24 protein-coding genes are annotated in these 25,677 nt (G+C 69.4%); 21 read left to right on the top strand and 3 right to left on the bottom strand.

Annotated features, from left to right (window positions below; all coding sequences use genetic code 11):
* Positions 1 to 415: 415 nt before the first annotated feature.
* The 12 genes from ACIF9R_RS09840 to ACIF9R_RS09895 all read left to right on the top strand — a co-directional run bounded on the left by ACIF9R_RS09840 (position 416) and on the right by ACIF9R_RS09895 (position 13,111).
* Positions 416 to 1,165 (top strand): enhanced serine sensitivity protein SseB C-terminal domain-containing protein, encoded by a 750-nt coding sequence (locus tag ACIF9R_RS09840; RefSeq protein ID WP_399977265.1) that lies wholly within the window; start codon positions 416 to 418, stop codon positions 1,163 to 1,165.
* Between the two features lie 419 nt (positions 1,166 to 1,584).
* Entirely contained in the window at positions 1,585 to 3,255 is a 1,671-nt protein-coding gene (locus ACIF9R_RS09845) for an ABC transporter substrate-binding protein (RefSeq protein ID WP_399976829.1), read from the top strand.
* 108 nt (positions 3,256 to 3,363) lie between these two features.
* Positions 3,364 to 4,368 carry an ABC transporter permease gene (locus ACIF9R_RS09850; RefSeq protein WP_399976832.1) on the top strand — a complete coding sequence of 335 codons (1,005 nt, stop codon included), beginning with the start codon at positions 3,364 to 3,366 and terminating at the stop codon, positions 4,366 to 4,368.
* On the top strand, positions 4,368 to 5,330 hold the full coding sequence (locus ACIF9R_RS09855) for an ABC transporter permease (protein WP_399976835.1): 963 nt from the start codon (positions 4,368 to 4,370) through the stop codon (positions 5,328 to 5,330). Before ACIF9R_RS09850 ends, ACIF9R_RS09855 begins: the two co-directional genes overlap by 1 nt.
* 6 nt (positions 5,331 to 5,336) lie before the next feature.
* Entirely contained in the window at positions 5,337 to 6,338 is a 1,002-nt protein-coding gene (locus ACIF9R_RS09860; RefSeq protein WP_399976837.1) for an ABC transporter ATP-binding protein, read from the top strand.
* Positions 6,335 to 7,579, top strand: a complete 1,245-nt coding sequence (locus ACIF9R_RS09865) for an ABC transporter ATP-binding protein (protein WP_399976840.1) — start codon at positions 6,335 to 6,337, stop codon at positions 7,577 to 7,579. Before ACIF9R_RS09860 ends, ACIF9R_RS09865 begins: the two co-directional genes overlap by 4 nt.
* An 88-nt stretch (positions 7,580 to 7,667) precedes the next feature.
* The gene (locus ACIF9R_RS09870) at positions 7,668 to 8,327 is read left to right on the top strand and encodes a trimeric intracellular cation channel family protein (RefSeq protein ID WP_399977268.1); all 660 of its coding nucleotides are present in this window, start codon (positions 7,668 to 7,670) and stop codon (positions 8,325 to 8,327) included.
* Between the two features lie 69 nt (positions 8,328 to 8,396).
* Positions 8,397 to 9,257, top strand: a complete 861-nt coding sequence (locus tag ACIF9R_RS09875) for a thioesterase family protein (protein ID WP_399976843.1) — start codon at positions 8,397 to 8,399, stop codon at positions 9,255 to 9,257.
* A 280-nt stretch (positions 9,258 to 9,537) separates the two neighbouring features.
* Entirely contained in the window at positions 9,538 to 10,707 is a 1,170-nt protein-coding gene (locus ACIF9R_RS09880; protein ID WP_399976846.1) for a cysteine desulfurase family protein, read from the top strand.
* Between the two features lie 239 nt (positions 10,708 to 10,946).
* Positions 10,947 to 11,561, top strand: a complete 615-nt coding sequence (locus tag ACIF9R_RS09885) for a hypothetical protein (RefSeq protein ID WP_399976848.1) — start codon at positions 10,947 to 10,949, stop codon at positions 11,559 to 11,561.
* Between the two features lie 47 nt (positions 11,562 to 11,608).
* The gene (locus tag ACIF9R_RS09890) at positions 11,609 to 12,187 is read left to right on the top strand and encodes a hypothetical protein (RefSeq protein ID WP_399976851.1); all 579 of its coding nucleotides are present in this window, start codon (positions 11,609 to 11,611) and stop codon (positions 12,185 to 12,187) included.
* Positions 12,188 to 12,268: 81 nt separating this feature from the next.
* Positions 12,269 to 13,111 (top strand): hypothetical protein, encoded by an 843-nt coding sequence (locus tag ACIF9R_RS09895; RefSeq protein WP_399976854.1) that lies wholly within the window; start codon positions 12,269 to 12,271, stop codon positions 13,109 to 13,111.
* Between the two features lie 51 nt (positions 13,112 to 13,162).
* On the opposite strand, the gene ACIF9R_RS09900 is transcribed toward ACIF9R_RS09895, so the two are convergent.
* Entirely contained in the window at positions 13,163 to 13,828 is a 666-nt protein-coding gene (locus ACIF9R_RS09900) for an N-acetylmuramoyl-L-alanine amidase (RefSeq protein ID WP_399976857.1), read from the bottom strand.
* A 162-nt stretch (positions 13,829 to 13,990) separates the two neighbouring features.
* On the opposite strand from ACIF9R_RS09900, the gene tnpA reads away from it, so the two are divergent.
* The 7 genes from tnpA (at position 13,991) to ACIF9R_RS09935 (ending at position 23,030) form a co-directional block, all read left to right on the top strand.
* Positions 13,991 to 14,413, top strand: a complete 423-nt coding sequence (gene tnpA / locus ACIF9R_RS09905) for an IS200/IS605 family transposase (protein WP_399977271.1) — start codon at positions 13,991 to 13,993, stop codon at positions 14,411 to 14,413.
* Positions 14,410 to 15,618, top strand: a complete 1,209-nt coding sequence (locus ACIF9R_RS09910) for an RNA-guided endonuclease InsQ/TnpB family protein (RefSeq protein ID WP_399976859.1) — start codon at positions 14,410 to 14,412, stop codon at positions 15,616 to 15,618. Before tnpA ends, ACIF9R_RS09910 begins: the two co-directional genes overlap by 4 nt.
* Positions 15,619 to 15,722: 104 nt before the next feature.
* Positions 15,723 to 16,853 (top strand): tRNA 2-thiouridine(34) synthase MnmA, encoded by a 1,131-nt coding sequence (gene mnmA, locus ACIF9R_RS09915; protein ID WP_399976861.1) that lies wholly within the window; start codon positions 15,723 to 15,725, stop codon positions 16,851 to 16,853.
* 138 nt (positions 16,854 to 16,991) lie between these two features.
* Complete coding sequence (locus ACIF9R_RS09920; protein WP_399976864.1) at positions 16,992 to 18,269, top strand: ATP/GTP-binding protein; 1,278 nt, start codon at positions 16,992 to 16,994, stop codon at positions 18,267 to 18,269.
* A gap of 22 nt (positions 18,270 to 18,291) precedes the next feature.
* Complete coding sequence (locus ACIF9R_RS09925) at positions 18,292 to 19,059, top strand: RloB family protein (RefSeq protein WP_399976867.1); 768 nt, start codon at positions 18,292 to 18,294, stop codon at positions 19,057 to 19,059.
* A gap of 124 nt (positions 19,060 to 19,183) precedes the next feature.
* Entirely contained in the window at positions 19,184 to 21,805 is a 2,622-nt protein-coding gene (locus ACIF9R_RS09930; protein WP_399976869.1) for an N-6 DNA methylase, read from the top strand.
* On the top strand, positions 21,795 to 23,030 hold the full coding sequence (locus tag ACIF9R_RS09935; RefSeq protein WP_399976872.1) for a restriction endonuclease subunit S: 1,236 nt from the start codon (positions 21,795 to 21,797) through the stop codon (positions 23,028 to 23,030). The genes ACIF9R_RS09930 and ACIF9R_RS09935 overlap by 11 nt, the downstream gene beginning before the upstream one ends.
* Here ACIF9R_RS09935 and ACIF9R_RS09940 read toward each other — a convergent pair.
* Entirely contained in the window at positions 22,999 to 23,202 is a 204-nt protein-coding gene (locus ACIF9R_RS09940) for a DUF397 domain-containing protein (protein WP_399976875.1), read from the bottom strand. The two genes, ACIF9R_RS09935 and ACIF9R_RS09940, sit on opposite strands and share 32 nt — an antisense overlap.
* Positions 23,203 to 23,205: 3 nt before the next feature.
* Positions 23,206 to 24,057, bottom strand: coding sequence for a helix-turn-helix domain-containing protein (locus ACIF9R_RS09945; protein ID WP_399976878.1), 852 nt, complete (start codon positions 24,055 to 24,057; stop codon positions 23,206 to 23,208).
* Between the two features lie 277 nt (positions 24,058 to 24,334).
* Between ACIF9R_RS09945 and ACIF9R_RS09950 the strand changes: the two genes are divergently transcribed.
* Together ACIF9R_RS09950 and ACIF9R_RS09955 are read left to right on the top strand one after the other, a co-directional pair.
* Positions 24,335 to 24,880 carry an ATP-binding protein gene (locus ACIF9R_RS09950; RefSeq protein ID WP_399976881.1) on the top strand — a complete coding sequence of 182 codons (546 nt, stop codon included), beginning with the start codon at positions 24,335 to 24,337 and terminating at the stop codon, positions 24,878 to 24,880.
* A gap of 147 nt (positions 24,881 to 25,027) precedes the next feature.
* Entirely contained in the window at positions 25,028 to 25,594 is a 567-nt protein-coding gene (locus tag ACIF9R_RS09955; RefSeq protein ID WP_399976884.1) for a Uma2 family endonuclease, read from the top strand.
* Positions 25,595 to 25,677 lie beyond the last annotated feature (83 nt).

Genomic DNA, 25,677 nt, shown 5'->3' on the forward strand with positions numbered 1-25,677 from the left:
GCCCTGCGCCTCTGCCGGTCGCGGTGCGCTCACCCCCTTTCAGGGGCGCGGGACCGTACCGACGTGCGGCTCCGCCGCGTGGGCGCAACCACCCACGACGCACCGGCACCCGCCGCACGGGCTTCACCATCCGCCCCTCCGGCGCCCTGCGCCTCTGCCGGTCGCGGTGCGCTCACCCCCTTTCAGGGGCGCGGGACCGTACCGACGTGCGGCTCCGCCGCGTGGGCGCAACCACCCACCACGCACCCGCACCCACCGCCCGAGCCCTCCCGCGCCTCGCGACACCGCACCCGCACGGCCCACCTCATCCACCCGCCGGAGGCTTACGCTAAGTTCATTGGCTGGGCGAGGGCATGGTACGGAGGGGCGATACAAAGTGAGCGCTGGCACCGCGGCGGCCGGACAGGTCGAGCACATGCTGCGCCAGGTGACGCCCGGGCGTTACGACGCCTATGAGGCGTTGCTGCGCGCCCTGGCGACCCCTCCGTCCGGCCAGGTCTGGATGCTCCTCTGGCGCGGCCAGGCCGGATCCCCCGACGCCCAGTACGGGAACATGGAGGTGGACGGCTTCGGCTACGCGCCCTGCGTCACCTCCGCACAGGAACTGTCGGCCAGCGGCTGGAACAGATCGTACGAGGTGGTCGACGGCCTCGAAGCGGCCCGCGCGCTCTACCCCGACCGCTACGGACTCTGGCTCAATCCGCACGCCCCGGGCGGCGGTGTCGGCATCCCCTGGCTGGATCTGCGCCGGATCGCCGGCGGCCTGGACCGACAGCCCGCCGGTCCGCTGAGGCTGTCCGAACCCGCCATCGAGATCCCTCAGTTCTACGCCCTCCTCGCGCAGAACGCCCACCGCACCCCGGCGGTCCGCGGGTTGCGCCGCGCCTGGGTGCAGCCCGCGCTGGGCGCCCCGTACCTGGCCATCGGCCTGGACGTGTACGACACCTCCCCGCCCGCCGTGGACGCGGTGCGCGCGATGATGCAGCAGTCCCTCGCCGCGGTCCCGGACGGACTGCCCGTGTCGACCGTCGCGATGTCGGACGAGCACGACCCGGTCGCGATGTGGCTGCGCGCCAACGCCCGCCCCTTCTACGACCGCGAGGCGCACGGAGTCGTCCAGCCCCCCGCCTCGGGCTACGGCTACCCGCCCGCGCACCAGCGCTGACCACCGCCGACCATCGATGTCCGGATCCTATCCACGTCCCCGACCGACGTTGACTCAGCGTGACCATGTCCACCATGTGGACACAAGGTCCGACGCTCCACCCTGCCTCCCGGCGGCCGGTGATTTCGCGTCAGGTTTTCGGCCATGCGCACTGAGCGACCGCGTCTTGACCCCCTGTCACCTGCGGTTTCACCCGCTCTCCACGTCGGCGGACGGTCTCCGGGCGCCCCTTGGGGAACCGCATTCTGTGTCCGTGGGGTTAAATTCCGACGGCCGAGTGTCTGAACAGTCCGATATGTCAAGTGTTCAGATCTCAGCTAGGTATCACCGCTATCCGGACTGTTCCTGACTGACTGCGAACGTCTGTAGTGTTCGGCTGTCAAGATGCATCCACATAGCGGACCCGGAGTGGCCCCAATATGCGCATAACCAAGTCCCGAGTCGCTCGGGCGATCACGGCCGCGGTGGCGGTCGGTCTGATCGCCACGGGCTGCTCCAGCGAGCGGGACGCTGACAACGATAGCGGCGGCGCGAAGGACACCTTCGTCTTCGCCGGTGCCGGCGACCCGGGTTCTCTGGACCCTGCCCTCGCGAGCGACGGTGAAACCTTCCGTGTGACGCGGCAGGCGTTCGAGGCCCTCCTCGAGCACGAGTCCGGCGGCACCGACCTCGTCGGCGGCCTCGCCGAGACCTGGTCGAGCAACGACGCCGGCACCGTCTGGACCTTCAACCTCCGCAAGGGCGTGAAGTTCCACGACGGTGAGGCGTTCAACGCCGCGGCGGTCTGCGCCAACTACGACCACTGGTTCAACTGGACGGGCACCTACCAGTCGAGCGCGGTCTCCTACTACTGGCAGACCATCATGGGCGGCTTCGCGAAGAACGAGGACAAGGAGGCGCCCCCGGCGAACTACAAGTCCTGCACCGCGAAGGACGAGAACACCGCCGTCATCGAGGTCAAGCAGCCCTCCGCGAACCTCCCCGGCGGCTTCTCCCTCAACGCCCTCGCGATCCACTCGCCGAAGGCCATCGAGGAGTACAAGAAGCAGGACGCGTCCGCCAAGGGCGACGCCATCACGTACCCCAAGTACAGCCAGGAGGCCGGCACGGTCGCCGGTACCGGCCCGTACAAGATCACGAAGTGGAACAAGGGCAACAAGGAAGTCACCCTTGAGCGCTTCGACGACTACTGGGGCGAGAAGGCGAAGATCAAGAACCTGGTCTTCCGCACCATCGACACCGAAGAGGGCCGCCGCCAGGCGCTCCAGGCCGGTGACATCGACGGCTACGACCTCGTCGCCCCGGCCGACGTCAAGACCCTCGAGAAGGATGGCTACGTCGTCCCGACCCGTGGCGTCTTCAACCTCTTCTACGTCGGTATGAGCCAGTCGGCGAACCCGGCCCTCAAGAAGAAGGAAGTCCGCCAGGCGATCGCGCAGGCGATCGACAAGGAGAACCTGGTCAAGACCCAGCTGCCCGAGGGCGGCAAGGTCGCCGACCAGTTCATGCCGGACACCATCGCGGGCTACTCCAAGAAGGTCACGCAGTACCCCTTCGACACCGCCGCGTCCAAGGCGCTCCTGAAGAAGGCCGGTGAGGAGAAGCTCAAGATCGAGTTCTGCTACCCGACCGAGGTCACCCGCCCGTACATGCCTGCCCCGCAGGACCTGTTCGAGCTGATGAAGGCCGACCTCGAGAAGGCCGGCATCACCGTCGTGCCGAAGGCCATGAAGTGGGCCCCGGACTACCTGGACGCCACCGAGGCGGGCTCCTGCGCCCTGCACATGCTCGGCTGGACCGGTGACTTCAACGACGGCTACAACTTCATCGGCACCTGGTTCGCCGGGTTCGACAAGCAGTGGGGCTTCAAGGACAAGACGGTCTTCGACGCCGTGAACGCCGGCTCGAAGATGGGCAAGGCCGAGGAGCGCACCGCCGCGTACGAGAAGGCCAACGAGGTCATCATGAACTACCTCCCGGGTGTTCCGATCTCGTCCTCCCCGCCGGCCATCGCCTTCGCCAAGAACGTGAACCCGCCGAACGTCTCCCCGCTGACGCAGGAGGTCTTCTCCGAGGCCTCGTTCAAGTAAGCGCCTGATCGGCAGGAAAACCAACGGGGGGTTCCGCCCGGCCGCCGCACCTCGGCGGCCGGGCGGGTCCATTCATGTAAGACCTCACGCAAGAAAGGGGCATGCGGGGTGCTGCGTCTCGTCGTACGAAGACTGCTCCAGCTCATACCCACGCTGCTCGGCCTGTCGGTTCTGCTCTTCCTGTGGCTCAACCGGCTGCCCGGTGGACCCGCCTCAGCGATCCTGGGGGAAAAGGCCACCGAAGCCGAAGTGGCGCGCATCAACCGTGCGCTCGGGCTCGACCAGCCCGTACACGTTCAGTACTGGCGCTTCCTCAAGCGCATCTTCGAACTCGACCTGGGGACCTCCACCCAGACCGGACAGCCGGTGTGGGACGAGTTCGTCCTGCGGTTCCCCGCGACCGTGGAGCTGTCCCTGCTGGCGATCCTGCTCGCCGTGGCCGTCGGTGTCCCGCTCGGTTACTTCGCCGCTCGCAAGCGCGGCAGCTGGCTCGACCTCAGCGCCGTCTCCGGCTCACTCGTCGGCATCTGCATCCCGGTCTTCTTCCTGGCCCTGATCCTCAAGCAGATCTTCGCCGTCAACCTCGGCATCTTCCCCAGCTACGGACGCCTGGACACCGGTATCAACGCCACCGACGTGACCGGCTTCGCCGTCCTGGACGGCATCCTCACCGGTGAGTTCGACGCCTCCTGGAACGCGATCACCCATCTGGTCCTGCCCTCCGTCGCCCTGGCCACCATCCCGCTCGCGGTCATCGTGCGCATGACCCGCGCCAGCGTCCTCGAGGTGCAGGACGAGGACTACGTCCGCACCGCCGAGGCCAAGGGCCTCAAGCGGAGCGTCATCCGCGGCCGGCACGTGATGCGCAACGCGCTGCTTCCCGTGATCACCGCCGTCGGCCTGCTCACCGGCTCCCTGCTGTCCGGCGCGGTCCTGACCGAGTCGGTGTTCTCCTTCGGCGGCATCGGCTCTTTCATCTGGACCGCGATCAACGGCCGTGACTACCCCGTGCTCGTCGGATTCATCATGTTCATCGCGCTGATTTACGTCCTGATCAACTTGCTGGTGGACCTGGCGTACAGCCTCATCGACCCGAGAGTGCGGGTGCACTAATGAGCGTCGCCACCACCAAGACCGACAAGATCCAGCGCCTCGCCGAACTGGCCGCGACCAAGGAGACCAGCACCGGCGCCAGCCTGTGGCGGGAGGCGTTCCGACGCCTCAAGCGCAGCAAGATGGCGATCGTCGGCGCGGTCATCATCGCCCTGTTCGTCCTTCTCGCGATCGTCGGCCCCTACATCGCCCCGTACTCCCCGACCGCGCAGACCTGGCGCGACGAGGTCTTCTCCAACCGCGGCGAGTTCGTCGGCATGCGCGGCGAGAACTGGTTCGGGCTGGACCACCTCGGCAGGGACCTGTTCTCCCGCTTCCTGGTCGGCGCCCGCCAGACGCTGCTGGTCGGTGTCGTCGCCACACTGATCGGCCTGAGCATCGGCTTCCTGATCGGCGGCCTGGCCGGCGCGTTCGCCACCCTCGGTGGCGAGCGGGGCAGGCGCATCGACTCCGTCATCATGCGGTTCATCGACATCATGCTGGCGATGCCCTCGCTGCTGCTGGCGGTGTCCATCGCCGCCGTCATGGGGCAGTCCCTGACCACGGTGATGATCGCCGTGGGGATCGTGCAGATCCCGGTGTTCGCCCGGCTGCTGCGCGGCTCCATGCTGGTGCAGGGCGGAGCGGACTACGTGCTGGCCGCCAAGTCCCTGGGCGTGCGCAAGCGGCGCATCGTGGTCTCGCAGATCATCCCCAACTCGCTCAGCCCGGTGATCGTGCAGGCCACGCTCTCCCTGGCCACCGCGATCATCGAGGCCGCCGCGCTGTCCTACCTGGGCCTCGGCAACCCCGACCCGGCCATCCCCGAGTGGGGCGTCATGCTCACCCAGGCGCAGCGCTTCTTCGACAACGCGCCGATGATGGCGGTCTACCCCGCCGTCGGCATCATCATCACCGCCCTCGGCTTCACCCTCCTCGGCGAGGCCATGCGGGAAGCCCTCGACCCGAAGCTGAGGGGCTGAACCACCATGTCTCTGCTCACTGTCGACGAACTGACCGTCACCTTCGGCGGCCACGGCCGCCAGGAGTCCCGGGCGGTCGACGGCGTCTCCTTCGAGGTCGACCAGGGCCAGGTCGTGGGCCTGGTCGGCGAGTCCGGCTGCGGAAAGTCCGTCACCTCCCTGGCCCTGATGGGCCTGCTGCCCCACAAGGGCGTCAAGGTCGGCGGCCGTGCCCTGTTCGACGGTACGGACCTGTTCACGATGAGCCCGTCCGCCCGCCGCGATCTGCGCGGCAGCCAGATGGCGATGATCTTCCAGGACCCGCTGTCCTCGCTCAACCCGGTCGTGCCGGTCGGGGTGCAGGTCACCGAGATCCTCGAACGCCACCGCGGGATGAAGGGCGCGGCCGCCCGCAAGGAGGCCGCCACCCTGCTGGACCGGGTCGGCATCCCCGACCCGACCCGCCGGCTCAATGAATACCCGCACCAGCTCTCCGGCGGCATGCGCCAGCGCGCGCTGATCGCCATGGCGGTGGCCTGCGCCCCGAGCATGCTCATCGCCGACGAGCCCACCACGGCGCTGGACGTGACGATCCAGGCGCAGATCCTGGAACTGCTCAAGGAACTCGTGGACCAGGAGGGCACCGCCCTGCTGATGATCACCCACGACCTCGGTGTGGTCGCCGGTCTCTGCGACCAGGTCAACGTGCTCTACGCGGGCAAGGTCGTGGAGTCCGCCGGGCGCCGTGAGCTGTTCGCCCACCCCACCCACCCGTACGCGCACGGGCTGCTGGGCTCCATCCCGCGTCTCGACGCCCCCCGGGGCGAGCCGCTCCAGCCCATCCGCGGCTCCATCAACGACCGCATCGCCTGGGCCGACGGCTGCGCCTTCGCGCCCCGCTGCGACCGGTACGAGATGGGCTGCCTGACCGGCACCCCGCCGCTCACCGAACCGCGTGCCACCGGTCATCAGGTGCGGTGCGTCCACCCCGTACTCGACGACGCTAAGGCCGAGGAGGTCCCCGCATGAGCCTGCTCGAACTGGACGGCGTCAAGGTCCACTTCCCCATCAAGAAGGGGGTCCTGTTCGACCGCACGGTCGGTCACGTCTACGCCGTGGACGGGATCTCCCTGAAGGTCGAGGCCGGCCAGACCTACGGCCTGGTCGGCGAGTCCGGCTGCGGCAAGACCACCCTCGGGCGGTCGGTGCTGCGGCTGGTGGACATCACCGAGGGCTCCGTCGTCCTCGACGGCACCGACCTCGCGAAGCTACCGGGTGAGGAGATGCGCCGCTTCCGGCGCCGGCTCCAGATGGTCTTCCAGGACCCGCTGGGCTCGCTCAACCCCCGGCAGAACATCGAGTCGATCCTGTCCGAGGGCATGGTCGCCCACGGCATCGGCAAGGACCAGGAGGAGCGCCGGGAGAAGATCAAGTCGATCCTGGACAAGGTCGGCCTGCCCTCCAACGCGCTCGCCCGCTACCCGCACGAGTTCTCCGGCGGCCAGCGCCAGCGCATCGGCATCGCCCGCGCGCTGGTTCTCGAACCCGATGTGATCATCTGCGACGAGCCGGTCTCCGCGCTCGACGTGTCCGTCCAGGCCCAGGTCATCAACCTGCTGGAGGAACTCCAGGAGGAACTCGGCCTGACCTATCTGGTGATCGCCCACGACCTCGCGGTGGTCCGGCACATCTCCGACGTGATCGGTGTGATGTACCTGGGCTCCCTGGTCGAGGAGGCGCCGAGCGACGCGCTCTACGCCGAGCCGAGGCACCCGTACACCAAGGCCCTGATGTCGGCCGTGCCGGTGCCCGACCCGGAGGTGGAGGACCGGCGCGAGCGCATCCTGCTCATCGGCGACCTGCCCTCTCCGGCGAACCCGCCGAGCGGATGCCGCTTCCACACCCGCTGCCCGTGGGCGCAGGCCGACCGGTGCGCGACCGAGCGGCCGGAACTCCGGGACGTCGGCGGCGGTCACCGGGTGGCCTGCCACTTCGCCGACGAGATCGCGGCCGGAACGCTGAAGCGGACCACCGGCGAGGTCGTGCCGGCCACGCGCGAGGGCGTGGAGGACGTCCCGCCGACGCTGCCGGAGCAGGCCGAGAAGGCGGAAGCGGCGGCGGGCAAGGCCGAGCAGGCCGCGAAGGCCGTGAAGGTGGACAAGGCCGCGGACACCGCGGACACCGCGGACACCGGCAAGGCCGACGAGCCCGAGTTGGCGGACGAGCCCGAGAAGACGGACAAGGCTGAAAAGGCCGACGAAGCCGTATAGTCCGCTGCTCCGCTGGAGACAGCAAGCTCACAGCAGCCCTCGCCTTGTTTTGCAAGGCGAGGGCTGCTTGCTGAGTAAGAATGTACGGGTGCTCCAGCAACTGTTCAGTCCGTCCGTCCTGCATGTGCTCGACCTGATGGGCATCTTCGTCTTCGCGATCTCCGGTGCCCTGCTGGCCGTGCGCAAGAACTTCGACGTCTTCGGCATCGCCGTACTCGCCGAGGGCACCGCGCTGGGCGGAGGGCTCTTTCGCGATCTGGTGATCGGCGCAGTGCCGCCCGCCGCCTTCACTGACCTGGGCTACTTCGTCACGCCCCTGGTCGCCGCGTCCCTGGTGTTCTTCCTCCACCCGCACGTGGAGCGCATCCAGGTCGGCGTCAACGTCTTCGACGCGGCCGGCCTCGGCCTCTTCTGTGTCGTGGGGACCACCAAGGCCTACGACTACGGGCTCGGCCTGACCGCGTCCGCCTGTCTGGGGCTGGCCACCGCGGTCGGCGGCGGTGTGCTGCGCGACGTGCTGGCCAACGAGGTGCCCTCGCTGTTGCGCTGGGACCGTGATCTGTACGCGGTCCCGGCCATGGTCGGCGCCGTCATGGTCGCTCTGTGCATCCGCTTCGACGTGCTGAACGCGATGACCAGCTCCCTCGCCGTGGTCACGGCCTTCGTGCTGCGGCTGCTCGCGATGCGCTACCACTGGAGGGCGCCGCGCGCGTGGCACCGCCGTTCGACGGCCCGCGAGGAGGAGTAGTCGGCGCCGGTTCCCGTTCCCCCCGGCACAAAGCTACCGCTTAGTATTATCTTCTTGTACTGTTCAGCCATGTCAGAAGCAGCCTCCGCCCAGGCCACCCGGGCCGCGATCGGCGCCAGCGAGTTCGACCGCGACACCGCTCTCACCCCGCGTGCCCCCGGCGTCTACGACATCGACCTCTCCGCCGGCTGGACGATCATCAACGCCGTCAACGGCGGCTACCTGCTGGCGGTCCTGGGCCGCGCGCTCGCGGACTTCCTGCCGCACTCCGACCCGTTCACCATCTCCGCTCACTATCTGACCGCCTCCCAGCCGGGCCCGGCCGTCGTCCGCACCGAGACCGTGCGCACCGGACGGACCCTGTCGACCGGTCAGGCATCCCTGGTCCAGCGGGACGAGCAGGGCCGGGAGATCGAACGCATCCGCGTCCTCGCCTCCTACGGCGACCTGGACTCCCTCCCCGACGACGTCCGTACGACGGCCGAGCCGCCCGCGATCCCGCCGATGGAGCAGTGCTTCGGTGCGGAAGACGGTCCCGCCCCCGTCGAGGGCAGCTCCGCGATCACCGACCGTCTGATGCTCAAGCTCGACCCCTCGACCCTGGGCTGGGCCCTCGGGCAGCCCTCCGGCAAGGGGGAGATGCGGGCCTGGTTCGGCCTCGCCGACGGCCGGGACCCCGACCCGTTCTCCCTGCTGCTCGCGGTGGACGCCCTGCCGCCGACCGCCTTCGAACTGGGTATCTCCGGCTGGGTCCCCACGGTGGAACTCACCGCGCACATCCGCTCCCGCCCCGCCCCCGGCCCCCTGCGCGTCTCGATCACCACCCGCAACCTGGCCGGCGGCTTCCTGGAGGAGGACGCCGAGGTCTGGGACAGCGAGAACCGCCTGGTGGCCCAGTCCCGCCAACTGGCCAGAGTCCGCCTGGCCTGATCCCAGCCCGCCCGGCCTATCCCAGCCCGTCCGGCCTATCCCAGCCCGTCCGGCGTTTGAGGACGAGGCCCGAAGGGCCGAAGGGGGGTCCGGGGGCACAGCCCCCGGGGACGGGACGGGAAGGGGCGGCGGGGGCGAAAACCCCTGCGACGGGCACCGGCGACCGCACCGGACAACCCCGGAGACCGCACCGGAGGACAGGGAGCCCCCGAGCCGCCCCCCACCCCGACCACCCGCGATCCGTGCCCGCGGCACCCCGCCCCGTAGAATCGTCCCCACCATGGCTTACCTCGACCACGCCGCGACCACCCCGATGCTCCCCGAGGCGGTCGAGGCGCTCACCGCGCACCTGGGCGTCACCGGCAACGCCTCCTCCCTCCACGCGGCCGGCCGCCGCGCCCGGCGCACCGTCGAGGAGGCCCGCGAAACCCTCGCCGAAGCACTCGGCGCCCGCCCCAGCGAGATCGTCTTCACCTCGGGCGGTACGGAGGCCGACAACCTCGCAGTGAAGGGCCTGTACTGGGCCCGCCGCGACGCCGACCCGGCCCGTACCCGGGTCCTCGCCAGCCCTGTCGAGCACCACGCCGTCCTCGACGCCGTCCACTGGCTGGGCGAGCACGAGGGCGCGACCGTCGAGTACCTGCCGGTCGACCCCCACGGCCGGGTCCACCCGGACACCCTGCGCGAAGCCATCGCCCGCAACCCCGACGATGTCGCCCTGGCCACCGTCATGTGGGCCAACAACGAGATCGGCACGATCCTGCCGGTCCGTGAACTTGCCGAGGCCGCCGCCGAGTTCGGCGTGCCCCTGCACTCCGACGCGGTCCAGGCCTTCGGCCAGGTCCCGGTGGACTTCGCCGCCGCCGGGCTCGCCGCGATGACCGTCTCCGGCCACAAGATCGGCGGCCCGTACGGCATCGGCGCCCTGGTTCTCGGGCGCGAGTACACCCCCGTACCCGTACTGCACGGCGGCGGCCAGGAGCGACATGTCCGCTCCGGCACGCTCGATGTCCCCGCCATCGCCTCCTTCGCGGTCGCCGGACGACTCGCCGCCCAGCAACAGGAGTGGTTCGCCCGCGAGATCGGGCTGCTGCGCGACGACCTCGCGGCGGCGGTCCTCGACGCCGTACCGGACGCCGTCCTCGGCGGCGACCCCGCCCCGGACGGCCGCCTCCCGGCCAACGCCCACTTCACCTTCCCGGGCTGCGAGGGCGACTCCCTGCTTCTCCTGCTCGACGCCCAGGGCATCGAGTGCTCCACCGGCTCCGCGTGCACCGCCGGTGTGGCCCAGCCGAGCCACGTCCTGCTGGCCACCGGGGTGGACCCCGATCTGGCCCGCGGCACCCTGCGCTTCTCCCTGGGGCACACGTCCACGGAAGCCGACGTGGAGGCGCTGGCCAAGGCCATCGGCCCGGCAGTGGAACGGGCCCGGGCGGCGGGACTGACCTGAGCCCGCCCGGCGCGACCCGGGAATGTGAAATCCTGACCGGTACGAGCTCTGAGGTCCTCGACGACTGGCTCGTACGGATCCAGGGCGACGCCGTCACCCAGCTCACCGGCAACGAGAAGCTGGGCAAGGCGGTCTCGACGTACATCGAGGGCGCGGCCAACCTGTCGGCGTTCTTCACCTCGTCGACCACGGCACTGCTGGGCGGCAAGTCGCTCATCTCGTACTTCAAGTCCTCCAAGGTGCTCAACGCGCCGGGCACCTTCACCGCCCGCATGATCAACGGCCACTGGGACAAGCTGTCCAGGATCCCCAGGGCCGGAAGCTGGCTGACCCGGGTGCCGACCGCCGCGCTCGCGGGCTCCGACGAGGCGGCGATGCTCGCCGGATACATGCGCCAGGGGGCCTTCTACCTGCCCACCTCCACCGAGGCCAACCTGCTCCGCGTCGCCCAGCGCGGTGGTCTCGCCAACGCGGCCAAGGCCGCCGGATGGATGCGCGGCCTCGGCATCGTGGGCTCCGCCGGCGCCACCGCCTGGGGCGTGGCCAACCTGGCGACCATGGACCACGGCAAGGCGTGGAAGGAGGACAAGGCCAAGTACCTCTCCAACTGGACCGGTACGGCCTTCAACGCCTCGCTCACCGCCGCCATGATCGCCCCCAACCCGGTCACCGTCGGCCTCGCCGTCGGCACTGGGATCGCGTACGCCGGAACCCTGGTCTGGGACAACTGGGACAGCATCAGCAAGGGCGCGGAGGAGGCCGCCGACTGGGTCGGCGACAAGGCCGAGAAGGCCGGCGAGGCCATCTCGGAGGGCGCCAAGGCACTCGGCAGCGCACTCAACCCGTTCGACTGATGCGGGCCACGGCAGATCCGCGCCGCGCGGCGCGAGGGGAAGGAACGATGCAGCGACACACGTACACCCTGGACCACTGGGAGGACCGTTCGGGTCATCGGACGACCTGGACGTTCGGCTACCGGGGCGCCCTGGGGGAGTTCGGGCGGGTCGAGGTGGTCTACCCGGTGAGCCGGCACGGTGACCGTCATGTCACCGCGGTCAGCGGGGACACCCTCCCCGCGACCTCCTTCAGCGGCTGGGCCTACGGGCGCAAGCCCTCGCTGCATCTGGGACAGCTCAGCGTCGGCGGGGCCGGGATCCGTCTCCAGCGCAACCGCTGGGCGCAGACCAGAGCCGGACGGGCCCTGCGGATGCGGGTCGCCGGCCGGGAGTACCGCTACCTCGCGACCGGCTCCAGGCACCGCGACCGCGCACTCGTCCGGGACGGCGTGGAGATCCGGACCGGCCGGCACGGCAGGGGCGCCCGGAAGAAGGCCACGCTGACCGTCCTCGGTCCGGCCGACGCCACCGACCTCGTCCTGGCCGCCGTGATGTGCGGCGTCAACACCCGCAACCTCACCCGGGGCGGGGCCGTCCGCGCCTTCTTCAACAGGTCGCTGAACTGGCTGGAGGTCTTCCAGTGAGCCCCACGGACCGCCCGAGCCCCCGCCCCGCCTCCCCGGGCCCCCGCCGCCCGACCCTTCCGCCGATGAAAGCGACACACCATGCCCTCGTATGACAGCACGCGGGGCCGGTTCCGGCTCGCCGAGAGCCACCTGGCCGTCCTCGGTCACCGCACCGGAGGGGAGGAGGTGCCCCCCGAGCTGGCCGAGGCCGACCGCGAACTGCGCGAGGCGGGCCTCATCGACCCGGAGGGCGACCTCGATTTCCTGCTGGGCCCGCTGGTCAGCACCCTGCGGGCGCCCGCCGTCGTCCTCCACGTCGAGGCGCTCGGCGAGCACGGCACCCTCCACCACGGCGTCACCATCGGCGACGGCTACGTCTACTCCCACGAGTCCTGGCCGGGTTCGGCGGAGTCGGAGTACGTCCGCCTGGAGCCGAAGATGCTCGTGTGGGCGCTGGCGCGGATGGTCAACCTCCAGGCGGAGGACACCGTGGACGTGCCCACGCCGGTGGTCGAGACGACCATGACAGTCCTCGACGCGGGGCTCGGCACCCTGGACGGTCTGCCCGGACTGACCGCCGAGGAGGGCATCGAGCGGGTGACCGATGCGCTGAGGGGCGCCGGGCTCACCCGGAAGTCGCAGCTCGGCACCCTCGCCCGGCTGATCGCCGGGATGCGGTCCAGCTGGCGGATGACCGCCGCGTGGCAGGGCCACGACGAGGGCGCCCCCGCCGCCCGGGTGCGCGGGTTCGCGGTGTGGGACTGCGGTCCCCTCGGCTACTGGCACCGCGAGCTGCCCGCCGAACCGGTGCTGCCCGGTCAGGTCGACGACACCACCGCGCTCAAGCTGGTCCGGGTCGACGCCAAGGAGGTCTGGCAGATGATCACCGGTCTGCTGCCGTCCGTGGAGGAGTTCGCGAGGGCGCCGCGGCAGCCGGCATGAGCCGGTGAGCGGCAGCCCCGCCCGGCACGTACGGCCGGGCGGGGCTGCCGCTCAGGCCCGCGACGTGCGGGCCGCGCGGACGAGTTTCAGGTAGCGGTTCCAGTCCCAGTGGGGGCCCGGGTCGGTGTGGTCGGTGCCGGGGACCTCGATGTGGCCGATGATGTGCTCCCGGTCGGCGGGGATGCCGTAGCGCGCGCATATGCGGGCCGTGAGACGGGCCGAGGCCTCGTACATCTCGTCCGTGAAATCCTCGGGCCGGTCCACGAAGCCCTCGTGCTCGATGCCGACACTGCGCTCGTTGTAGTCGCGATTCCCCGCGTGGTACGCCACGTCCAGCTCGCGGATCATCTGCGTGATACGGCCGTCCTGACCGACGATGTAGTGCGTGGACGCCTTGTGCTCCGGGTCCTGGAACGCCTGCACCGCGCTGTCGAAGTCGCCCTGCGTGACATGGACGATCACCATGTCGATGTCGTAGTCGTCCGGCCGGTCCGCGCGCCGCCAGTTTGCCTCCGAGGCCGCCACCCAGCGGGCGCCCGCGAAGTCGACCACGCCCTGCTCGCGCGGCTTCTCGATGCCGGGCACGCGCCACCACAGCCGCGCCAGCTCGTCCCGGGCCAGCACCGCCGTACCCGTCGCGGCCGCCAGCCCGCCCACGATCAGGGCCCGTCGTCCGATGCGCCGGTCGCCGTCCTCGGCTGCTTTGTTCTCCCCCATCAGGACCTAGCCAGGGGACGCCCCGCTTTAGCGGGGTGGGGAATGGCTTCTGAGCCCTGCTCTGACCTCAACTGTGCGCACGGATCTGCACTGTTCACCTGAGCCCACCTTTCTGTCGCACTAGACCTGCGACGTGTGTATAGTGATCGCGTGACCGTGACTGTGACCAGGAAGGTTCGCCGATTCTCCGGCGGCGTGTATGACCTCGGGCTCCACATCGTGTGGTGCCCGAAGTACCGCCGCCCGGTCCTCGACGGCCGGGTCGCGGAACGGCTGGACGAACTGATCCGGCAGAAGGCCGACGAACGAGGGTGGGAGGTCATCACCCTTGAGGTGACGCCCGACCACGTGCACCTCTTCGTGAAGCACGATGCGAAGTCGTCGGCCTCATACGTGGCGAACCAGTTCAAGGGCTTCACGTCCCGCGTCCTGCGCGAGGAGTTCCCGCACCTGAAGTCGAGGATGCCCACGCTGTGGTCGTCGTCGTACTTCGCGGCATCGGTCGGCGCCGTGTCGGCGGCCACGGTCGAGAAGTACATCAACACCCAGTGGGAACGCCCGGAGAAGAAGGGGGACGGCTCGTGATCCGCGCGTACAAGTTCCTCCTGCGCCCCACGGCCCGTCAGACCGTCGCGCTCGGCGAGATGCTGCGCGACCACTGCTCGCTGTACAACGGCGCCCTCCAGGAACGCCGGGACGCCTACCGGCACGCCTCGAAGACCACCGTGCGCTACGGGGACCAGTCCGCGCAGCTCAAGGAGATCCGCGCGTTCGATCCCGAGCGCCAGGGCCGCTGGTCGTTCTCCTCGCAGCAGGCCACCCTGCGCCGCCTCGACAAGGCGTTCGCCGCCTTCTTCCGCCGGGTCAAGGCCGGTCGGACGCCGGGCTACCCGCGCTTCAAGGGGGTCGGGCACTTCGACACCGTGGTGTTCCCGAAGGACGGCGACGGCTGCCGCTGGGACTCCACCCCGCACGACCGCCAGACCCGCGTACGCCTCCAGGGCATCGGGCACGTCCGCGTGCACCAGCACCGGCCCGTGCGCGGCCGTGTCAAGACGATCTCGTTGAAGCGCGAGGGCAACCGCTGGTACGTTGTCCTCGCCTGCGACAACGTGCCCGCCGAGGAGCTGCCGTCCACCGGGGCGATCGTCGGTATCGATATGGGTGTCGCCCAATTCCTGACCACCTCGGACGGTGAACACGTCGCCAACCCCCGCTTCCTTCAAGCGGCGGCCGACGAACTCGCCGAGGCACAGCGGCACCTCGCGACGTTCCCCAAGCGCACCAAGCGGCGCACCAAGGCCCACCGGGCCGCCGCCCGGAAGGTCGCCAAGCTGCACGGCAAGATCCGGCGGCAGCGCGCCGACTTCCACCACAAGACCGCCCGCGCGCTCATCACCGACCACGACGTGATCGCGCACGAGCGGCTGAACACATCGGGCATGACCCGCACCCCCAAGCCCAAGCCCGACCCCGACAACGACGGCGCGTTCCTCCCGAACGGCGCTGCCGCGAAGGCCGGGCTCAACCGCAGCATCCTCGACGCGGGTTGGGCGCAGTTCCTCGGAATCCTGGCGAACAAGGCTGAGAGTGCCTCTCGCCTCGTGGTCCCGGTGGACGCGCGCAACACCTCCCGCACATGCCCCGAATGCGGGCATGTCGCGAAGGAGAACCGCGTCACCCAAGCGAAGTTCCAGTGCACGGCGTGCGGGTTCGCGGCGAACGCGGACCACGTCGGCGCGGTGAACGTCCTCAACAGGGCCGGGCTGGTCCTCTGCGCGGCGGCTTAGCCACCGACGCAGGAAGCCCGCGCGTTTACGCGTGGGTGGAGTCACATGATCGTAAACGGAATTCCGGCGGCCCGGGTTCCCTCGCCCCGTACCCTTGAAGGGTTATGACTGACACCCCGCAGCCCTTCCGCCCCCTCCGCGTCATGGCCGCCATGTCCGGTGGAGTCGACTCCGCCGTCGCCGCCGCCCGCGCGGCCGAAGCGGGTCACGACGTGACCGGCGTCCACCTCGCCCTCTCCGCGAACCCCCAATCCTTCCGCACGGGCGCGCGGGGCTGTTGCACCATCGAGGACTCGCGTGACGCCCGTCGCGCCGCCGACGTCATCGGCATCCCGTTCTATGTGTGGGACCTCGCCGACCGCTTCCGCGAGGACGTCGTCGAGGACTTCGTCGCCGAGTACGAGGCGGGCCGCACCCCCAACCCCTGCCTGCGCTGCAACGAGAAGATCAAGTTCGCCGCGCTGCTCGACAAGGCGCTGGCCCTCGGCTTCGACGCGGTCTGCACCGGCCACTACGCGCAGGTGGTCCTCCGCGAGGACGGCACCCGCGAACTGCACCGTGCCTCCGACATGGCCAAGGACCAGAGCTATGTCCTCGGCGTGCTCGACGACCGCCAGCTCGCCCACGCGATGTTCCCGCTCGGCGACACGGTCACCACCAAGGAGGAGATCCGCGCGGAGGCCGGGCGACGCGGACTCGCCGTCGCCAAGAAGCCGGACTCGCACGACATCTGCTTCATCGCCGACGGCGACACCCAGGGCTTCCTCGCGAACCGCCTCGGCCGCGCCGAGGGCGACATCGTCGACGAGTCCGGCAGCAAGGTCGGCACCCACGAGGGCGCGTACGGCTTCACCATCGGTCAGCGCAAGGGCCTGCGCATCGGTACCCCCGCCTCCGACGGCAAGCCCCGCTACGTCCTCGACATCTCCCCGGTGACCAACACCGTCACCGTCGGCCCCGCGGCGGCCCTCGACGTCACCGCGCTCTCCGCGATCAGGCCCCGCTGGTGCGGCGCCGCCCCGGCCGGCCCCGGCACCTACACCGCCCAGCTGCGCGCCCACGGCGGCGAGACCGAGGTGACGGCGGAACTCGTCGACGGCTCCCTCGAGGTGTCCTTCACCGAGCCCGTCCGCGGCGTCGCCCCCGGCCAGGCGATCGTCCTGTACGACGGCACCCGCGTCGTCGGCTCGGCCACGATCGCCACCACGGTTCGCCGGGAAACTGCCACAGCCTGATCATCGGGGGCTCATTGGAGCTGGCACGGTCCGGCCACCCCGGCATAGGCTGGCCGTCGCGGAAGGTCCGCGCAGTGTGAGCCGGCGGCGGGACCTCCCCGCCCCTTCGGGAGGTGGACGGTGCTTCTGCGCTTTCGCGTGGCGAATCACCGCTCGATCCGGGACGAGGCCGAGCTGACACTTGTCGCTGCGGACAGTGTGGACAGTTCCAACAGCATCGCGCGGGACAGCGGGATCGCTCAGGACGGTGGCGGGCACGTGCCGGTGCTGCCCGTGGCCGGGATCTTCGGTGCGAACGCCTCCGGCAAGAGCAACATGCTCAGCGCGTTCCACGCCATGCGGGAGGCGGTACGTACCTCCTTCGCGGACTGGGCCAAGTATCCCGGGGTGCCGAACCGGCAGCCCTTCAAGCTGGCCGCCGCCGGCGCCGAGGAGACCACCCTCTTCGAGGTCGACCTGGTCCTCGGCGCCCGCACCCCCGTCCGCTACACCTACGGCTTCGAACTCTCCGACGACCGGGTGGAGGCCGAATGGCTGCACGCCTACCCGGGCGGCATCCGGGAGGTGTGGTTCGACAGGGAGGCGGACCGCCCGCCGGAGGACGGCGACGAATACCTCTTCGAGAGCTCGGCCTTCACCGGCCGCCGCGACGACCTGGTCGCGCTCACCCGGCCGAACGCCCTCTTCCTCTCCACCGCAGCCACCCTCAACGACCCTCAGCTGTCCGCCCTGCACCGCTGGTTCCTGAACAACCTGTGGCTGATGACCCCGGGCGAGGACATCACACACCGTGCCGACTGGACCAAGCGCCGCCTCACCGAACTCCACGATGACACCGGCTACCGCGAACGGCTCGTCCAGCTGCTGGCTGCCGCCGACCTGGGCGTCACCGGCCTCGATCTCGATCCGGACACCGGTGGGGTCTCCCTTCGGCACCGGACGGAGGGGGCGGAAGCGGTGCCGCTCGACTTCCTCAGCGAGGAGAGCTTCGGCACACACGCGTGGTTCGCTTTCCTCGGCCCGATGCTCACCGTCCTTGACAACGGGACGACGCTGCTGGTCGACGAGCTCGACTCCAGTCTCCACCCCACGCTGGCCGCCGAGGTCGTCCGCCTCTTCCAGGACCGTAAGGCCAATGCCAAGGGTGCCCAGCTGATCTTCACCACGCATGACGCCACGCTGCTCGGCAACGCCGTGCTGGACCGCCCGCTCGGCCGGGACCAGGTATGGCTCACCGCGAAGACGAAGTCCGGCGCGACCGAGCTGTATCCGCTGGTCGCCGCACACCCGGAGGTCGGCGAGGACCTGGAGCGCGGCTATCTGCGGGGCCGGTACGGAGGGGTGCCCCGGGTGACTCCGGGCGAGATCGCCCGTGAGGTGTCCTGGCTGGAGGAGAAGGCGGCAGCGACGGCGTGAGCGAGCGGGGTGGGCACGGAGCATGAGCAGCAAGCGCAGGTCGAAGAAGGACGCGGCGAGCACGGTGATGGCGCCGCAGGCACCTCCGCCGCAGTACTCACGTCGCGAGCGGGTGCTGTACGTGGGATGCGAAGGCGAGGTGACCGAGTACGACTACCTGCGATACCTCAACAAGGAGTACGGGAGCGGGGACAGCGAGACCGGCCGGCCGGCCTTCACCATCAAGCCGGTCCGCAAGGCCGACGGCCTGATCCCGTCCCGTGCCGTCAAGGCGGTCGTCGACGCTGCCCAGGGGGAGGACGAGACCTGGGTGCTCTTCGACCGGGACAGCCACCACGACATCCCCGAGGCCTTCGAGGCCGCGGCGGACTCGGACACCGAGGTCTGCTTCTCCCACCCCTCCTTCGAGCTGTGGCTGCTGCTGCACTTCCAGCCGTTCGGCGGCGCCCAGGGCGCGGCGAAGAACACGCACGTCCTGGAGAAGCTGCGCAAGGCCGACCCCGCGTACAAGCGGTTCGACAAGCCCGACAAGGGCCTTGACGCTGCCCGTACCAAGGCGCTGAAGGGCAAGGAGAAGGCGGCGGTGCAGCACGCGCGAGCCCTGGTCGGTCAGTGCGAGCACGATGCGTGCAAGCCCGCCAACGCCACGTTCGAGGCCCCGCAGTACGGTCGCTCGGCGAAGGAACGGGCCGCCCGCTCGGGGCACGCCAAGAACTGCGAGGTCCTGAGCCGCGACCCGTCCACGGACGTGTGGCGACTCCTGGTCAGCCTGGGCATCGTCAAGGTCTGAGCGACGGCCGCGCCCCTCGCCGTACGGCGGCGGCGGATGTCCGGGTTCCGCGCGGGTTACCTCCCGCACCGGCGGGCCGTCTAACCTTCCGTAGCACCTCCATTTCCGTACGAAGGATCCGCGCGTGGCCCGAATCACCCTGCCCGAGCTCGAACGCCATCTCTTCTCGGCCGCCGACATCCTGCGCGGCCGGATGGACGCCTCCGAGTACCGCGACTTCATCTTCGGGATGCTCTTCCTGAAGCGGGCCTCGGACGAGTTCGAGCCGGAGTGGAAGCGGGTGTACGAGGAGCGGCTCGCGCAGACCGGCAGCGACGAGACGAAGGCGCTGGCCAAGGCGAACAATCCGGCCGCCTACCCCCGCGTCTTCTACGTGCCGCCGAGGGCCCGCTGGTGGCGTGGACCCCACCACGACCCGGAGAAGCCGCAGAGCCCGGCGCCCGGCATCATGGCCCTGACCGAGAAGGTCGGCCAGGGCCTCGACGAGGCCCTGGTGGCGCTGCAGGAGGGCAACGACCTGCTCGCGGGCATCGCCTCGCACATCGGCTTCAACGAGGTGGTCGGCACCAAGCCGCGCTTCACCGACCCCGAACTCCGCTCGCTGATCCGGCACTTCAGCCTCTACCGGCTGCGCAACGAGGACTTCGAGTTCCCCGACATGCTGGGCGCGGCCTACGAGTACCTTCTCGGCCGGTTCGCGGACTCGGCCGGCCAGCGCGGCGGCGAGTTCTACACACCGCGTTCGGTGGTGCGGATGATGGTGCGCCTGGTCGACCCGCAGCCCGGGGAGTCGGTGTACGACCCGTGCGCGGGCTCCGGCGGCATGCTGATCGCGGCCCGCGAGCACGTCGAGGAACACGGCGGCGACCCCGAGGAACTGTCGGTCAACGGGCAGGACAAGAACGGCCCGTCCTGGTCCATGGCAAGCATGAACATGGTCCTGCACGGCATCCACACCTTCGACCTCCAGCACGGTGACACCCTCGCCGAGCCGCTCCACCTCGACGCGAACGGGCGGCTGCGCAAGTTCTCGGCGATCCTGTCGAACCCTCCGTTCTCTCTCCCCTACGACGAGGACGCCGTCGCCAAGGCCGACGAGGACCACGGCAAGCGGATGCACTGGGGCTGGACGCCGGGGAGCGGCAAGAAGGCCGACCTGATGTTCGTCCAGCACATGGTGTCGGTTCTGGAGGAGGACGGCGGACGAGCGGCCGTCGTCATGCCGTACGGGGTGCTCTTCCGGGGCGGCAAGGAACGCGAGATCCGCATCGGGATGCTCCGCGCGGACTGCGTGGAGGCCGTCATCGGCCTCGGCCCGAACCTGTTCTACGGCGCGGGCGTCCCGGCCTGCATCCTGATCCTGCGGCCCCCGCACGGCAAGATGGACCCGAAGCGCCTGGAGAAGGTCCTCTTCATCAACGCCGACCGGGACTTCACCCCCGGCCGCAACCAGAACGAACTCGGCCCCGAACACATCGAGAAGATCGTGACGGTCTTCCGTGAATGGCGCCTCGTCGACGGCTACTCGCGCGAGGTCCACCGCGACGAACTCCTCGCCCCTGACGCGAAGGGCGTCCCCGAGGCGAACTTCAACATCCGCCGCTGGGTGGACAACTCGCCGCCCGCAGAGCCGCAGGACGTACGGGCGCATCTGTACGGGGGCGTGCCGGTCGCCGAAGTCGCGGCCAAGGAGGCGCTGTTCAAGGCGTACGGGGTCGATGCCGGTTCGCTGTTCGCGCGCCGGGACGGTGACGCGGGTGCGGATACGGACTCAGGGGAGTACTACGACTTCCTGCCGGAGGGCGCGGAGGCGACGGCCGCCCGTATTCCGCGACTGACGTACGCGCGGGAGTCGGAACTGCGCGAGACGTATGACGAGTGGTGGTCGAAGAGCTCCGGTCTCTTCGCGCAGCTCGCGACGGACCGGAAGCTGATGGACCTGCGCAGCGGGCTTCTCGACGGGTTCACGGCCGCGGTCGGCGGAGCCGGAGTCCTCGACGAGTTCACGACCGCCGGCATCATCGCCGCCTGGTGGACGGAGAACCGCTACGACATGAAGGCCCTCGCGGCGGGCGGCTTCGAGCGGGTCCTGGAAGGCTGGGTCGACTCCGTCGAGGCGATCGTCGACCCGGCGGTCCCCGGTGGCGGCGCGGATGACGCCAAGCGCTCGTCGGTCTCCCCGGCCGAGCGTCGCAGGGCCCTCGACCAGCCGGTCGTACGGGAGCTGATCCCGGAGTTCCTGGAGGCGGTCAAGGCGGAGGATCTGGCGGTCGCGGAGGCGGAGGCCGCGGCGAAGACGGGGGCTGAGGCGAGGGCGGCGGTGGCGGACGCGGGGACGGACACCGGCGACGAGTCCGAGTCCGACTCCGGTGAACCGGCGGAGCCCGTCGCCCCGGAGAAACTCGTCGCCCTGGACAAGGCGTTGACGGCGGCCAAGAGGGCCCTGACGGCTGCGCGCAAGAAGCGCAAGGCGCTGGACGACCGTTTCCTGCCGGACCTGAAGGCGGCGGCGGACCTGAAGAAGGTAGAGGAGGACGGCCCGGAGAGCGTCGTCCTGGCGGTCCTCCGCCGTGACCTGTCCGACCGCCTGAACGCGGCGTTGGCGGCGGGCCGCCGCGAGATCGTCGCCTCCTTCCGCCGCTGGGCCGAGAAGTACGAGGTGTCGCTGACGGACCTGGAGGACGAGAGCGGGGACGCGGCGAAGGGGCTTGCGGAGTGGCTGGGGGTGCTGGGTTATGGGCGTTGAGACGGTGGAGACCGGAAGCTGTACCTGGCCTGAGCAGTGGCAGCGGGTCAGATTGGCGGATGCCGGTCGGTGGATGTCCGGAGGGACGCCGAGCACCTCGAACGAGGCGTACTGGGACGGAGACATCCCCTGGATCAGCGGCGCGAGCATGAAGCAGTTCCGCATTACGGATTCTGAGCGCCGTGTTACCCGGCTTGGGGCAGAGAACGGCTCACGGCTGGTCGACAAGGGCGCCGTGCTCTTCATCGTGAGAGGGATGAGCCTCAAGTCGGAGTTCAGGATTGGGGTGACGCAGCGTGAAGTGGCCTTCGGCCAGGACTGCAAGGCGCTTGTCCCAGACGGTGGCATCGATCCGTACTACCTGGCGCATGCCATGCGGGTACTGACGCCGACAATCCTGAGCATGGTCGAGGAGACCAGCCATGGCAGCGGGCGCCTGGACACGAACCGACTCAACGCGCTGGAGATCGGATTCCCGCCGCTGCCTGAGCAGCGTGACGTCGTCGCCGCGCACGAGGCGTTCGAGCGGCGGATCGGGGACCTCGAACAAGTCGCGGAAAAGCGGAGCACCCTGCTCTCGGCCGCAGTGTCCGCACTGCTTCGGGGTCAGGACAGCTCATGTACGACGCTGGAGACGATGATGGTCTCCTGTGACCCAGGCATCACGCTGGGGGCGCATCGCGCCCCACAGAAGCGGGCCACTGGATACCTGCGTGTGGCCAACGTGCGGATGGGACGGATTGACGCTTCGGACATCGCTTTCCTGGAGTCGACCAGCAGCGACCGTCCCAGGTACGAGCTGGAGGCCGGTGACGTTCTGGTAGTCGAAGGGCATGCAAATCCGGAGCAAATCGGTCGTGCTGCGCTGGTCGGCCCTGCCGAAGAGGGGCTGCTCTACCAGAACCACCTCTTCCGGCTCAGGTTCGACCGCGACGAGGTCGTCCCGGAGTTCGCGATGTTGTGGCTGAACGCGGAGGCTGTTCGCTCGTACTGGATCAGCCGGTGCGCTACGAGTTCCGGCCTCTACACGATCAACTCAAAACTGCTGGCGGATGCCCCGTTCCCGGTGGTGCCCATCGAGGAGCAGCGGAAGATCGTGAAGACCTGGCGTACAGGAATCCGCGCAGTCGATTCTCTGCATGGGCAGATCGCCAAGCTCCGCACGATCCAGCAAGGCGTGGTCGAAGACCTGCTCAGCGGTCGGTCCCGAGTGAACCGGACCTGAGGCTTTCTATCAGCGCACCAAGCGACGCCCGGTCCATGACGATCACATCCGCCGGGCGTTTGCTGTCCCGCAGGGCGACTTCTGTCTGCGTCCAAGCGACCTCAACGCAGTTGTTGCCACTGGCCTCGGAGTAGGAGGACTTGATCCACTTCAGGGCGGACACGACGGGCACCTCTTACAGGTCGTTGGCGATTTCGGCGATGGCATCTGATGACTGCTTCGGATTCAACGCCACCTGTTCGATTGCGTCCAGTCGTCGGCGGAAGTTGGCGAGTTGAGTGGAGGAGTGGAAGAACGCGGCGCCGAGCGGAGAGTCGACCAGGACTGTGTCCAGGTGAGAGCTGGGGCCCGCCGCGTACATCACGGAGTCGCCGGCCATGGGGAAGCCGCCAGCCGAGAACGGGATGACCCAGAGAGTGACGTTGTCACGCTCGCCTTCTTCCAGGAGGCGAGTGAGCTGGGCCTTGGCTACCTTGCGCCCGCCCACCTGCATACGCAGCGCGGATTCGTGGATGAGTCCGATGTAGGGGATACCGGGCTCGTCTGCGATCCGTGCATGCCGCGCCAGCCGATGAGCGATGCGGAGTTCCACCTCAAGCCGGGGCAGGGTAGGGATGAACATGTCGAAGAGGGCGCGTGCATGGTCTTCGGTCTGGAAGATGCCGGGAATATGGGCAGTCTGGACTGAGCGCAGGCTCGTGGCGTAGTGCTCCAGTTCGGAGGTGTCGAGGAAATCGGGCGGGATCTTGCCCCGGTACTCCTCCCACCAGCCGCTCCGGCGGCCTCCGGTCATGGACGCCAGAGCGTCGATGAGTTCCTCGTCGTCACACTCGTAGATGCTCACGAGCCGACGCAGACGATCCTCGCTGATGCCGTACCGACCGGCCTCGATGTTGGAGATGTTGGTGCGGTCGGTGCCCAGCAACTCGGCTGCTCTGGGAGCGGGCATGCCTGCGGACTCTCGGAGCCGTCGCAGCTCGGCGCCGAGTCGGCGCTGACGGATCGTGGGCTGGTGCTTCGGTGCCATTTGCAGCCTCCTTGCTCGCGCACAGTGTGCCGACGCTGGTGGGCCGGGTCCAACCAAATCCAATTATTCACTCGTTCCAGTTCAAAGCATGGCACGGGTTAAGTGGGCGGCTCTACATTGTGTAGCGCGCCATTCGCGTTTCAGCCGCTCAACGGAAGCGCACCGGGACCCTGCCCTCCGGAAGGCAGGGTCCCGGCACTGCCACCGCCATCCGGCAGTTCGCATGCAGGCGCCCTGGCGCCCCAGAACCCGTTCCGCACCACGGAGGTACACCCTCGTGAGCAGCAACGAACAGAGCACTGAACCGAGCAACGAATCGATCCACCCCGTCGGTTACGGCGTCAGTCGAGACGTCGGCTACGGCGACCACCCCGCCCCGATCCCGTTCACCGCCCCCTGGATGTACGAGATCCACCTCCCCTGCGACCCACGCGGCCCCCGGATCGTCCGGGGCACCCTCCGTGCCGTACTCCACGCGCACGGGATCGGTGAACTCGCCGACCGGGCCGAGCTGTTGACCTGTGAACTCGCCACCAACTCGGTGCGGTACTCCAAGGGCCCGGTCATCGTCCGGATGCAGTGGCTGTGCCCCGCGCTGCGCGTGAGTGTGTGGGACGCGAGTCCGGATCTGCCTCCGTTCGCGCCGGGCGCGGCCATGCCCGATCCCGCGGCCCTCTGCGGCCGTGGGCTGCCGATCATCGAGAGTCTCGCCGACCGGTGGGGCGGCTGCGGGGGCGTCGACGGGCCGGATGGCAAGACCATCTGGTTCGAGCTTGCCCTTGGCGGTGATTTCCGGCCGCCGTCCCCGGTGCTCGCGGCCTGATCCGCACACCCGGTGCCGTACCTCCCGCAGCCGACGCCGGCAGTGTTCCTCACCCGTATGGGGAACACTGCCTGCGTCCCGGTTCAGGACTCACCGCGTCCGTGGTACACCGATCACGCCGTTCCGCGAAAGTAAGGCGACGACGCCATGAGCACCCACCCGCAGCCCGACGACAGGTACGCGGACATCGATCACGAGCGGGCCCTGAAGCACGCCATCAGGTACATGGCCGGCAGCCGTGTACAGATCATCGAGGGGATCATCCAACCCGTGCCGCCGACCTGGGACCACGAACGCGCCACACGGGTCATCCGCCGTCAGATCGAGGACCGTGTCGACGAACTCGGCTGCGTCGAGGGTTCCGGGGACATCGATCTCCCCGGCTCGCCCAACTGGTACGTCCCGGACATCGCCGTCGTCCCCGAGGAACTCGCGCAGGACGACAACATCGTCGTCACTCCGGATCTGACGCTTCTGGCGGTCGAGGTCACCTCGAAGTCCAACGGCGACACGGACCGCGTCACCAAGCGCAAGCGCTACGCCGAGTACGGCGCTCCGCTGTACCTACTGGTCGACCGTCAGCACCGCGAACTCACCCTCTTCTCCGAGCCGGGCGGCCTCGGTTACACCAAGGCCGACGGCCCTCACGCCTTCGGTACCCCGGTCACCCTGCCCGAGCCCTTCGGGATCGTCCTGGACACCACGCGCCTCTGAGCAAGGAGCAGGTGGTTTCCGGCCACCCTCTCCCGTGCTCGCCGCCTGATCCGCGCGCACCTCGCGCCACACTCCCCGGCCGC

It is taken from the genome of Streptomyces sp. NPDC086080 (assembly GCF_044540255.1).
Classification (GTDB): Bacteria; Actinomycetota; Actinomycetes; order Streptomycetales; family Streptomycetaceae; genus Streptomyces.